The 13,008-nt window shown below is 58.0% G+C and carries 8 protein-coding genes; all 8 read left to right on the top strand.

The annotated features are described in order from the left end of the window. Positions 1-16: 16 nt before the first annotated feature. The 8 genes from MINF_RS01425 to MINF_RS11570 all read left to right on the top strand — a co-directional run bounded on the left by MINF_RS01425 (position 17) and on the right by MINF_RS11570 (position 12,993). Positions 17-2,818: a helicase-related protein gene (locus tag MINF_RS01425; RefSeq protein WP_148205078.1), complete on the top strand. Its 2,802-nt coding sequence runs from the start codon at positions 17-19 to the stop codon at positions 2,816-2,818. Then, positions 2,811-4,817 (top strand): BREX-3 system phosphatase PglZ, encoded by a 2,007-nt coding sequence (gene pglZ / locus MINF_RS01420; RefSeq protein WP_012462662.1) that lies wholly within the window; start codon positions 2,811-2,813, stop codon positions 4,815-4,817. The genes MINF_RS01425 and pglZ overlap by 8 nt, the downstream gene beginning before the upstream one ends. Continuing rightward, positions 4,814-5,608, top strand: coding sequence for a hypothetical protein (locus MINF_RS01415; RefSeq protein WP_012462661.1), 795 nt, complete (start codon positions 4,814-4,816; stop codon positions 5,606-5,608). Before pglZ ends, MINF_RS01415 begins: the two co-directional genes overlap by 4 nt. 284 nt (positions 5,609-5,892) lie before the next feature. After that, entirely contained in the window at positions 5,893-7,857 is a 1,965-nt protein-coding gene (locus MINF_RS01410; RefSeq protein ID WP_202943643.1) for a DNA methyltransferase, read from the top strand. Between the two features lies 1 nt (position 7,858). Continuing rightward, on the top strand, positions 7,859-10,516 hold the full coding sequence (locus MINF_RS01405) for a hypothetical protein (protein ID WP_048810026.1): 2,658 nt from the start codon (positions 7,859-7,861) through the stop codon (positions 10,514-10,516). A gap of 2 nt (positions 10,517-10,518) precedes the next feature. Then, on the top strand, positions 10,519-12,138 hold the full coding sequence (locus MINF_RS01400; protein ID WP_048810025.1) for a DEAD/DEAH box helicase: 1,620 nt from the start codon (positions 10,519-10,521) through the stop codon (positions 12,136-12,138). A 19-nt stretch (positions 12,139-12,157) separates the two neighbouring features. Next, entirely contained in the window at positions 12,158-12,391 is a 234-nt protein-coding gene (locus tag MINF_RS01395; RefSeq protein WP_202943642.1) for a DUF2188 domain-containing protein, read from the top strand. Positions 12,392-12,405: 14 nt separating this feature from the next. Next, on the top strand, positions 12,406-12,993 hold the full coding sequence (locus MINF_RS11570) for a DUF4236 domain-containing protein (RefSeq protein ID WP_202943641.1): 588 nt from the start codon (positions 12,406-12,408) through the stop codon (positions 12,991-12,993). The last annotated feature ends 15 nt before the right edge of the window (positions 12,994-13,008 follow it).

Here is a 13,008-nt window from a genome sequence, read left to right as displayed (position 1 = left end):
GTGGATAGCTGAGAGCATGTTCACTCCCGATCAGTGGGCATGGAGCCCCGAACACAGGGAGCCCTGCAGGATCATCGAGTCCCAGACGCTCTGGGGCGAGACCTTCTGCCGTGTCTGGCTGCCGGGCAAGGATACCGTCGTGCGATTGCCCGCCGCGCGCCTTCGGCCCATGCATGAAGCAAGTGTCGGCACTGTGGAAAAGATCGCTTATCTCGCCGCCGCGGCGCGGGTGGCCGATGCGCTGTCCCAGAACATCCTGCTTGCTCCCATCGAATCGTCCGTCATCCCGTTGCCCCATCAGATTCGGGCTCTCTCCAGGGCCATTTCCAATGACCGCGTGCGCTATCTCCTGGCGGACGAGGTGGGCCTCGGCAAGACTATCGAGGCAGGTCTAATCATGCGGGAGCTCAAGCTCCGGGGCCTGGTGAGACGAACTCTGGTGATCGCCCCGAAGGGCCTGGTTACCCAATGGGTAGCGGAGATGCGCACCCACTTCGGAGAGGAGTTCCGCCTGCTCATCCCGAGCGACTTCTCCGCCTACCGCCGCATCGCCCAAGAAGGCAATCTCTGGCAGAGCCATCCACAGGTGGTCTGCCCCATGGACTCTGTGAAGCCTTTGGAGGGACGGCGCGGCTGGTCGAGGGAACAGGTGGCCGAGTACAACCGGGAGCGCTTCGAGGACCTGATCTCCGCCGGCTGGGACCTGGTGATCGTGGACGAGGCCCATCGCCTGGGTGGGAGCAGGGACCAGGTGGCCCGTTACAAGCTCGGCCAGGGGCTGGCCGAGGCCGTGCCCTACCTGCTCCTGCTATCCGCCACCCCGCACCAGGGCAAGACAGATGCCTTCCACCGGCTGATTTCCCTGGTCGACGCCAAGGCCTTCCCCGATGTGACCAGCGTGACAAAGGAGCGGGTACAGCCCTACGTGATCCGCACGGAGAAGCGCCGGGCCATCGACGCACAAGGCAAGCCGCTTTTCAAACCCAGGTGCACGGAGCTGGTACCGGTTTCCTGGGAGGATCGCCACCGGGATCAACGGCTGCTCTACGAGGAGGTCACCGAATATGTGCGCGAAGGCTACAACCAGGCCATGCACGAGAAGCACAGCTACATCGGATTCCTCATGATCCTGATGCAGCGCCTGGTGGTTTCCAGCACCCGTGCCATCCGCACAACCCTGCAGCGGCGCCTCGAAGTGCTCGAGGCCCCGCAGGCGCAGGAACAGCCCACACTCTTTACCATGGTCTCCGAGGAGGACTGGGCCGACCTGGACGGCCAGGAGCAGATCGACACGCTGCTCAAGACCAGGCTCAAGGCCCTGAAGAATGAACGGGCCGAGGTGAAGCTACTCCTGGAAGCGGCCAAGCGCTGCGAAGCCCAAGGCCCGGACGCCAAGGCCGAAGCGCTCCTGGACTGGATATACCGCCTCCAAGTCGAGGAAGGCGACCCGGACCTCAAGGTACTGGTGTTCACCGAGTTCGTGCCGACCCAAGAGATGCTGTACGAGTTCCTGACCGAGCGCGGCTTCAAGGTAGTATGCCTCAACGGATCCATGGACATGGAGGAGCGCAAGCGGGTCCAGAACGCATTCGCCAAGGATGCCCGCATCCTCATCTCGACGGACGCTGGTGGTGAGGGTCTCAACCTCCAGTTCTGCCATGTGGTCATCAACTACGACATCCCTTGGAACCCGATGCGCCTGGAACAACGCATCGGCCGGGTGGACCGCATCGGCCAGACCCATACGGTGCACGCCATCAACTTCGTGTTCGAGGACTCGGTCGAACACCGCGTCCGCGAGGTCCTGGAGGAGAAACTAGCGGTCATCCTCGAAGAGTTCGGCATCGACAAGACCGGTGACGTGCTCGACTCTGCCCAGGCAGGCCAGATCTTCGATGATCTGTACATGGAGGCCATCCTCAATCCCGATGTAGTGGAGACGAAGGTCGACGAGGTACTGAAAAGCATCCAGGAGCAGGCACGGGAGTCCCGACAGAGTGCTTCCATGCTTGGTTCTACCGAAGACCTGGACCCTCGCGAGGCCCAGCGGCTGCTGGCCCACCCGCTCCCGCATTGGGTGGAGTGCATGACAGTAAGCTACCTGCAGGCTCACGGCGGCAAGGCTGAGAGGAAGAACGGTGCCTGGGATCTCACTTGGCCGAGCGGCGAGCGACTGACCAATGTCGTCTTCACCAGCAAGGAGGCTGAAGAGAAGCCTTTGAGCTACCACTTGACACTGGAAGATCCCAAGGTGCGTGGGCTGGCCATGTGCCTACCTCCCCTTGCCCCGAGACAACCAGTCCCTGTCATCACGCTTCCTGGCCTTTCCCCAGAGATCATGGGTTTCTGGTCGCTCTGGCGAATCTCAATCTCGACAGCCGACTGGAATCGTCGACGGATCATGCCCTTGTTCCTGGCCGACGACGGTCGGGTGTTTGCCCCGACTGCCCGGCACATCTGGGATCAACTCCTGACAACTCCACCCACGATCCTCCGGCATTTGGACATCGAGACCTCTCATAAAGCCTTCCAGCGACTCCGGGAGGCGGCAGAACGACAGGGGAAGACGATCTACGATGAGTTGGTGCAGGCTCACCGGGAGCGTCTTGATCGGGAGCGTGAGAAGAGCGAGTACGCCCTCGCTGCACGACACAGAGCCATCGAGCTCATCGGACTGCCCCAGGTCCGCAACCATCGCCTGAGTCTCTTGAAACAGGAGGAAGAACGCTTCAGGGAACAACTCGAGCGCAGGGCCCAGATCTTGCCGGAAATGGTGCCCTTGCTTCTCGTCCGCGTGGAGGGAGGCACCCATGAGTAGTTGGCGTGACCAAATCCTGAGTGAGTTCACACCCCAGGTCGCCCGGCTTACCCTGATCGCGGATCCGGATCGCTTGCTCCTTGAAGAAGGTATCCTTGCAGGGATCCGGGAACGGGGCTTTGAGCTGATACCGTTCGAGGATCATGTCGCCTTTCGCTATGCCTACGAATCCAAGTTCCGTTCCCGCTGGGACCGTGGCGAGGAAACCGATCTGGTGGTCGTGCTGAGATTGGAATCACACGATCTCAATGAGTTGCCCTACGACTTGCTGCAGGCTGGCCGCAAGCTCTCGTTTTCCTTAAGCGATCTCTTCCCGACTCTCGACTCTTCCGTGGTCGCGGCACTCGATCGGGCTGATCTCGACGCCTTGTTCGATGCGCAGACGAAGCACGCACCGGGGCAGCTCGGCGTCAACGCTACGAAGGACTTCGTCCTTCGTCATGTGTTCGGGATCGCGCCGGAACTCATCAAAGAGCCTCAGGACCTGCTCCAGGTCTTGTTGCGCCGTCATTACCGCGGACAACGAATCCCGGCCATACTCGATGAGCGCTTTATCCAGGTGCTTCGTCAAAACAGCCTGTTCGAGGATTGGCCTCTGGAAGACATCATTCCGGAAGCGAAAGCATTTTTTGCGTTCCTGCAGGAGCGCTGGCCGGTGTTCCTGGACTCGTATGCAAAGCCGAAGGACGATGCCGTCCACGAGGACGCTGCGGACTACGGCTTCAAGTTCCCAGGACCGCCGCTTTTGCCTTTCGGCCACGACGACGTCCGCATTTACATCAACAACCTTTTCCTCGAGGGCTTGCTCCAGCCCGTACCTCACGAGCAATCACAAGCGCTCGCCAAGACATGGGTGGCTTACGGCATCAAAGTCTCACCCGAGGAGAACCGTCGCCGCCGCATGGAGGGGCTGCTGGATTCCATCGAGAAGAAGATCCCCACGGTGGAGGCGCGTCATGAGGAGTGGCTCCAATTTGCCTACCCGTGGGCGGAACTCGTATCCTTAGAGATGCAGCCGGACACCACCCTGCAGGAAGAATACCGGGAGCGTCTGGAAGGATTGAGATCCCGGATCGATTCTGCACTCAAGGATTGGGTGCTGAAGCACTACGCTAGCCTGGTCAACCTTCCGCCCGTGCCGCCGGTGATGCTGCATCACATCCCGCGGTTCCTCGCCCGAAGGCTCGCGGATGACCGGAACTCGAAGATCGCTTTTCTGCTGATGGACGGTCTCGCCCTGGACCAATGGATCGCCTTACGCGAGGTGCTCAAAGAGCTGGACTCGAAGCTGCTGTTCGACGAGAAGGCCGTTTTTGCTTGGATTCCCACCATCACCTCGGTTTCCCGGCAGGCCGCCTTTGCCGGAAAAGCGCCGATCTACTTTCCGGCAAGTATCCATACCACAGAGAAGGAGCAGGAACTTTGGACACAGTTCTGGATCGATCAGGGGTTGACGCAGCACGAGGTGACCTACGCCAAGGGACTGGGTGACGGGGACCTGGACAAGGTCTCCGAGTGTCTCGCCCGGCCCAGGCTACGTGTCATCGGACTGGTCATTGGCAAGGTCGACAGGATCATGCACGGCATGGAGCTGGGTGCAGCGGGGATGCACAACCAAGTTCGGCAATGGGCCAGGCAGGGATTCATGTGGAAACTTCTCGGCCTGCTTCAGACCCAAGGTTTCCAGATCTACCTTGCCTCGGACCACGGCAATATCGAGTCGAAAGGCGTGGGACGGCCTTCCGAAGGGGCGATTGCGGACCATCGTGGCGTGCGTGTTCGTATCTACTCCGATCCCAGGCTCAGGGATCAAGTCAAGGAGCGATTCCCGAAGTCCCTGGAGTGGTCCTCGGTGGGCCTCCCAGAGGACTACCTCGCCCTCATCGCTCCGAACCGGGCTGCTTTCGTACCGGCGGGTAAAACCCTAGTCGGTCATGGTGGCATTAGTGTCGAGGAGCTACTCGTCCCTTTTGTCCAGATCTATAGGAGGGACGGATGAGTGCACGGCCCAACCGACGATACAACCAAATCGGACTCGATCGTCTTGTTCGCCTCAAGTGGCTGGAACGGACTGCATATCTCTTTTTGGCGGGAAACGAGGCACCCGCTGTGAAGACAGCACTACAAGAAGATCTCCAGAAAATGTTTCGTTCCAATAACACGAAGATACGCGGCTCGCTTGACAAGACGATCACCATCCTGATGAAGATCTGGGTCCGCCCACCGCACGACCTCCATCCCCTTCACCGGGAAGGCCTCAAGCTTCTCTCACACCTTCCGCGCAAGGACCATATCGCAGTTCACTGGGGCATGGCCATGGCGGTTTATCCTTTCTGGGGAAATATTGCGGCCCATGTGGGGCGACTGCTCAGGCTCCAGGGAACGGCCGTAGCCAGCCAGGTACAGCGCCGTGTGCGGGAGCAATATGGGGAACGCGACACGGTATCCAGGGCGGCACAACGGGTGCTGCGGAGTTTCATCGATTGGGAGGTCCTGAAAGAAACATCGAAAAAAGGCATCTATACCGCAGGGCTTTCACTCGCCATAGCTCAGGTGGAGGTTATCGCCTGGTTGGCCGAGGCCTTCTTGCACGCTCATCCCAACGGTTCGGTGGCTCTGAGAACGGTTCTCGATTCCACGAGCCTGTTCCCGTTCCGTCTCAGCCCAATATCCGCAGATCACCTGGTCGCGGTATCCGGACGGCTCGATGTACTGCGACACGGCCTTGACCAGGACTTGATCATGCTCCGCACGAAAAGCCAGCCAGCGGCGAAAGGAAGCGGATCATGACGCTCATGCAATCCGCATTATTTTGTTGTTGACATCGTTTCATATTCAATTATATGCGGATCATGACGCTTGTGCAATGTGCATCCCAGAAGCACCGGGTGGTTCAAGAGGATGTCGCATGCTCTCGCTTTCACGGTTTCCCAGACACGACCCTGCTTGAGTCGGGCGCACTTCCGATTGCCGAAATTGCTGAACTTGCCATGCGGGAAGGTCAATGCACGAATCCGCTCTATCGGGTTCACCGCTGGTTCGCCCGACGCCTCGGTTCTCAGTTTCGGTCTATCTTGACTGGCCTTTCGCTTGATGCTGATGAAGAAAACCGCTTTTGGGACACCTTCCTGGGCGAGGTGCCGCTGGACGGCGCGGTTGTCCTGGATCCCTTCGTCGGAGGGGGAACCAGCCTAGTGGAAGCCATGCGCTGTGGCGCCCATGTGATCGGATACGACATTGACCCGATAGCCACGTTCATCACGAGATTTGAACTGGAAGCAGCTACCTACGATCCCGAGAGCGAAGAGATTGCCGAGCTCTGCGTCTCCATTGCTGCCCAGCTAGCACCTTTCCATAGGACTAAATTCAATGGCCGGGAGCACGAGGTCTTGCATCACTTCTGGGTGGAGTGTCGCACCTGTCGTTCCTGCGGGAGCACTTTCGAGATCCATCCGCATTTCCAGTTGGCTTCCAGCAAGGAGAAGGGGCTCCAGTGGGCCTTCTGTAAGGAATGCCACGAGATCCACGAGCTTCCCATAGAGCGAAAAGAAATCCGCTGTAGGTGCGGGACCCGGACCCGCATCGCACAGGGCACCCTTAATCGTGGAAAGGTTCGCTGTCCCGCATGTGGCGACACAGCGGGTCTCGCTTATCGTGGAAATAGTCCGAAGCCCCCGATGTGGCACTTGTTTGCCCAAGAATACATCGAGCGAAACCCAGGTGGCGTAACGCGGCATTTCAAGAAGGCGACGAAGGGAGACCGTATTCGCTACGGAAAAGCCTCGCGCCTTCTCAAGGAGATTGAGAGCTCCGAAGGCCCGTTTGCGCCGATACGCGAGATCCCGACAGATGGCCGCTCAGACCAGCGACCGATCATCCACGGCTTCAGAAGGTATCGTGACCTTTTTAATGACCGGCAGCTGCTACATCTGACCCTGCTCGGCAAGGCCATCGCAGCGGTGGATGAGCCTCGCGTCCGGCGCGTCCTTGCTATGGCCTTCAGCGAGCATCTCACCACGAACTGTATGTACACGGCGTATGCTTTCGGCTACCGCCGCTTAAGCCCTATGTTCTCAATCCATTCCTACAGGCACATCACGAGGCCGGTGGAAATCAATCCATGGCTCGACTGTATTGGGAGAGGCACATTTCCGAACACTCTCAGCAAGATCACGAAGGCGGTTGCGTTTGCCAAGGCCCCGACCGAGTTGGACCCGAAAGGCGGCCGCGTTCCGTCCAAGGCGGGAAAGCACGTTTACGCCTCGAAGGTTTCTGACAACCCCTGGCAGATCCTGACCGGCTCCTCAAGAGCTTCCATACGCACAAAGACTTCCGAGGATCTGTCTGAGATCCCTGATGGAACCATCGACCTCATCCTCACGGATCCTCCGTACTTCGATAATCTAAGCTACTCGGAGCTCTCCGACTTCTACCTGGCCTGGCACCAGTCCCTTGGAGAGGCCGAACCTCCATTCGATGATCCTCATCTTGCGGCTCCCATCGGAGAGAACCTCGCGTTGACCTCCAGGGACGATGAGTCGATTGCGGTTTATCGTGAAAGGCTCCGGCGGATCTTCTCCGAATGCCAGCGTGTGCTCAAACGGAATGGCGTCTTTGTCTTCACCTATCACCACAAGCACATTGCTGCGTGGAACGCTGTAGGCGAGGTGCTGGCCAGATCGGGTTTCAGATGTACCGCCGTCTTGCCCCTTCGCGGTGAGGGACAGGGGGGGCTCCATTCCTACGACGGAACCATCAAGTGGGATGCCGTATTCGTATGCCGCAAGGATGCACAGGCACCCGATAGAGAATCCTGCCCAGTGGTCGTTCCGCGGAGCGCCATAGCCGATGCTAGACGCCGTGCGGATGCCTACGCCAAGGAGCTCGGTGATAAGAAACGAATCGGCTTCCGAGAGCCAGACCGCCTGAACCTGGAACGGGCCATGGTTGTAGCGTCGGCGGTCCTGGGAAAGGCAGACGACGAGTCCATGCCACTTCACACGGCACTCCATCGCACAAGAGAACGAGGAGGCAACTGACATGCCCCGGCTGGACAAAGGCACGCTAGCACTCACATTCAAATTTGATTGTGACCGCTTTCTTCGATTTCGGCTGGCTTCCAGCACCGAAAAAGACTCTCTCGGCATCGAAGCCGATACCTACAAGCGACCCGGTATCAAACTGGTCAAGGCGGCCGGGTGTCGATGGGAGGCTGACAAGTACCAGGATCTTATCGACGTTTCACCGCCGGGTGCCGTCGAGTATGTCGAGAAGGAAAAGGTCAATGAGCTTGTCGGTCGGAAGCCATTCGGAAAGATCAAGAACCTGTTCGAAATCCTGCGGCGTAAGACCCCGCCATTTGCCATCATCGAAGCTGAGTTCGAGGTTCCGTCAAATATCACACCGGGTCTCCAAGAGGCATACAACACCTACGGTTTGGAGACCGTTACAGCCCGTCCCGACATCATATGGATTCGACCCGGCGGCACGGGGTATCCGCTTATCGGCAATCCGGGTCTTGTGCCGGAGTTCGAGCTACACGTAATTGATGTGAAAATGGCGGCCGAACCGTCCCTTCGCCATTTTACGGAAGTCACCTACTACGCACTCTCGCTGGCAAAGGCATTGGCGGAACTGGGACTATCGGATCGATACGCTGTGAGCGCAGAGGGGTTCATTTGGCCGGGTAGTCATAATGCTGACGCTTTCCGGAATCTTGTTCGTAAATACAAAGCAAGAGGAGATAGTGACCCTGTTACTTCAGCCCTAAAGGATACCCTCTTGCCAGTCCCCTACGAGGTGTACCAGGTCCATGTCAAGCAGTTCTTCGAGGAACGACTACTCCGGGTTCTCAAGCAGAGACCGGAAGAGGTCTCCTGGCACGTGGGGCCAAAGTGCCAGCTATGTGACTATGTCCGATACTGCAAGCAGGAGGCGGAGAAATGTGACCATCTTTCCCGGCTACCGTGGCTCAATCAGGGACAAGCCGAGCTTCTGCGCCAGAAAGGAATCGCGACCACGCAGAGCTTGATGGAGGCCATCAGAGGCAGCACTACGGAGTGGCAGGCCGCAGAGGCGTCAAGCCATCAGCTTCGCGCTGATCGTCCAGCTCTGTTGGCAAGAACCGAAGCAATCCACGCCAATAAGCCCGTAGTTATTGAGGGGCGCAGATGCTCACTTATGCCCGCATGGAGCGACCAGAACATCTTCATTACGGTCCACTTCGATCCCGGTTCCGGCATTACATTCGCCATGGGTGCCGCCCGAGTGTACTTTCCACCGGGCCGTAGCCAAGGGGATCCACCCCAAACGGAAGAACATGTGTTTGTCGTGGACCGCGTCGACGCGATGAACCCGGATACGGAGCGGGCCCGCCTGGTGGAGTTCGTCACCCTTGTCACCCGGTGGCTCGAGGAGGTTTCGGACACAAACAGTCGACTGCCAGCAACAGACCGCGTCTCATCGCATATCTTTTTCTGGGACATGCTCGAGGTCCACCAGCTGCGGCGGATGTTCGAAAGACACATGAACCACCCGGAGGTCGTGGACCTGATCGAACTTCTGATTCGTCTCTTTCCCCCCGACCAGGTCTTGCCCGATCCAGACCTGTTCAAGTCTCAGCCGGGTACTATCGTGAAGGATGTCGTCCGACTGCTTCTTGGCCTTCCAATTCCGCATGATTATTCCCTGTTCGAGACGGCCAATACACTCTTTCCCGTTCGCAACGAGAATGGTGACCTTTACAGATTCCAACTGCCGTTCGGCTTCAGCACCCCCATGAGCGACCAGATCCCCTTTGAGCGGGCTTACGAGTTATGGCAGGACAAGATTTTCCTGAGACATTTTGACCCAAGGTTTCCGGATCAACCATCGCGGTGGCGGCTATACACACGAGACGAGCTCTATGAGGGGATCAAGCACGCAACACGCGTCCATCTCCGAGCGCTGCAGCATATCGTGAGGCGACTGCGGGAGCATTACCGGGACCGGCTTACGCTTCGCAAGGCTCCGTTCAGCACAGCTCCGCCAACGCAGACGATGATCCCAGAGCGTGCTCGCAGCCTCATCGTCTTCGAGAAGCTGAACGTGGCATGCCAGGAGCTTGAGAACCGACAGCGCCGGTCGCTTCCCGTTGACGAACGAGAGGCCCACTTTTTCTCAATCCGCGGGATACAGCCAGCAAGCGGGAGGGTTTACGAGAACTGCATCGACAAGGTACGCGTATCGGATCCTCGTTATGCTGGAGCCGAACTCCTGACCTTCACGTTTGCCCCCACATCAAGAGATGCCAGGATAAACGAAGGGGACTTCCTGTTGGCATTGTCCAACGAAGATGCCGATATCGAGCTCGATGTCCCTTGGAGAAGATACCTGGGCCTATCGTTTCCTGATGCACGGGCGCTGCTGGTTTCTCGCGGACTGAATGATGAATGGATGGTGAATGCCCCGTTGGGGAAGTTGCTTCAGGTTGAGGTTGTGCACTTGGAGGCGATGCATGAACCTCCATTTCTGGTGCTAAGACCGGTTAATAGTGGTTTGTTCAGGCTGGCTCAAGATAAGAGCATTCTTGATATGAATCAGCCGATGGTTCTCGATCCGATGTTCCAGGATTTCTCCAGCCAAAGGATAGAGCAAGTGCTGCAAGCCGTTGGTGGCAACCCTTCCCCGAGAGAGAGGAGACGAAGGAGGAGGTTTTGATCATGGCAAGGCGTGTGCAACATCCTCGGACAGAACCCGCTCACGGCTTCCTGTATGAGCCCGGGCAGTTGCAGGTGACCCGTGGCCACGCAGAGGTCGAGTATCTTCTGAACCAAGTCTCAAAGTACCAGAAGCATCCCTTCAATCCCCGCCAAGCGGATGCCTTTCGGACCTCGTTCACAGACCGGTTGTCATTGCTGTGGGGTCCGCCGGGGACCGGAAAGACAACCGTGCTGGCTAGTATCATTCTGGGGTGGATAGAAAACGCATGGCATAGCGGTGAACCAATCTCGATCGGAGTCGGCGCGAGCAATTACAACGCTATCGACAATGTCCTGAGAGAAGTCGCGGACTTGATCGACCGGCGACGCGCCTCTGTCTTGGGAGAGCCGCCCGGCAATGTGCGTATTGTGCGCCTGCGCAGCGATTCGGCGAAGCCTCCTCTCGATAAACGCATCGAAGATGTTGTTCGCAAGGACCATGCGGCACGCGTTCTGGCTGGAGCCATGCATGAACGGACAGAATATGTGGTGGTTGGTGGTACCTGGATGCAGCTTGGGCAACTTGCAAAGGATGTTTCGAATGATGGGACTCCAGTCGCCAGATGGTTCGATCTCCTCGTGATCGACGAAGCATCGCAGGTTCCGGTGGCGTTCGCGGCAGCCTATTTCCTGCTTCTGCGTGAAGATGGGCATGTAATCCTCGCTGGAGATCACAAGCAGCTTGGTCCGATCTACGGATTCGAAATGCGAGATAGCGTTCAGGGGCTTTTCGATTGCATCTTCTCGTACATGCAGGAAACCCACGGCAAAGATCCTGTTGCCCTAGATCGCAATTACCGGACAAACACGGAGATTTCTGGATGGCCCAAGGAACGGTTCTACAGCGAAGGATACGAGGCGTTTTTTCCAGAACGAAGGCTCGACATTACTCTACCCCCTGCAACAGGCAGCCCACCGGATGGGTGGCCGGAAAACCTGCCATGGAGTGACCTGTTTCTAAAGATCCTCGACCCGGATATACCGGTGGTCGTCCTCAGTTACGGCGTTCACACGTCGACGCTTTCAAATCCGTTCGAAGCCCAGATGGTTGCGGCTCTTGCCCTGCTGTTCCGGCGCATCCTTGAGCAGGACGGCAACGGTCCCGGTGACCATGATTTCTGGTCCAAGCATCTAGGCATAGTGACACCTCACCGGGCGCAGATGTCCACTATCAGAAACCTCCTGGTAGACGCAGCTGGGATGCCCATGGAACCACCCCCATTCGTGGATACGGTAGACAGGTTCCAAGGCCAGGAGAGGGACATGATGATAGCAAGTTATGTCGTCGCTGACCGCGATTTCGTCGCCGCAGAAGAGGCATTCATTCTGAACCCGAGGCGATTTAACGTGACTTTAACCCGAGCTCGCAGCAAATTCATCATGTTTGTGAGTAACGCCATTCTTCAGCACCTCCCCGCCGACGCTGATGTGGCTCGGGATGCAGCACACTTGCAACTGTTTGCTGAGAACTACTGCACGACCATCGACGAGAAGATCGAGCTCCCATATTTCGATGGTGGTCGACTCAAGACCATGCACTGCCGGCTGCGGGGGAAGACAGGATGCACCTTGAGGGAATGATATGCATGGAGGTGAAACAATGCCAAGACATAAGACTTGCCATGTGACTCATCGAACCGACGGCGGCTGGAACGTCAAAGTGGAAAATGCGTCAAGGCTGTCCAGCAGCCACAATTCGAAGGCCGAGGCCATAGCCCATGCCAAGGAATCGGCGAAGAAGAAGGCGCTTGGAGAAGTGATCATTCACAAGCAGGACAGCACGATCCAGACGGAACACCCATACGGCAAGGATCCGTATCCGCTAGAAGGGTAACAGGGACGTTCCGGATGAGCTTCCGCTTCTGGAAACGAATCAGGATCGCACCGGGCGTAACCCTAAACCTGAGCAAGCCGGGCGGCTCTCTCTCCTTCGGGCCGTGCGGAGCGAAGTTTACCATCGGTCCGAGGGGCAAGCGGGCCCCGGTGGGCATGCCAGGAACAGGCCTTTTCTACATGACCATGCTTCCGAGCGGGAGGGCAGGTGGCAGGAGAAGCGCGTCCTACTCAACTCCGGTCGTCCCAATGGTCCGTCCGGAAGACCGGCTGACACTGGATCTCTTCAAGCGGCTCATCACGCCGGACGACAAGGAGGCCCTGGTGGACGGGTGCCGAGAGTTGGTCCTTTGCAACGAAGAGAAGGCCCTTGAACACCTCGAGAAAGCCGTCCACCTAGCCGAAGGTGCGTATCTTGCCGGTTTCCTGGCACTCAAGCAGGATCAGATGGAAGAAGCCGCGAACTACCTTGCGACGGCTTCCGATAAGCACAGCCTTCTGGGCCGCTACTTCTCCAAGTACGGCATCTCCGCGAGCATGAACCGCCCATCACAGACGAGGTATCCGCACACGTGGGCCCAGATCTCCGCGACGTGCTGTTGAGCCTGGTGGAGGTCT

The sequence above is a fragment of the Methylacidiphilum infernorum V4 genome, assembly GCF_000019665.1.
GTDB lineage: Bacteria > Verrucomicrobiota > Verrucomicrobiia > Methylacidiphilales > Methylacidiphilaceae > Methylacidiphilum > Methylacidiphilum infernorum.
Note: the sequence above shows the minus strand (reverse complement) of the source record. Positions and strands in the feature narration are given on the sequence as shown.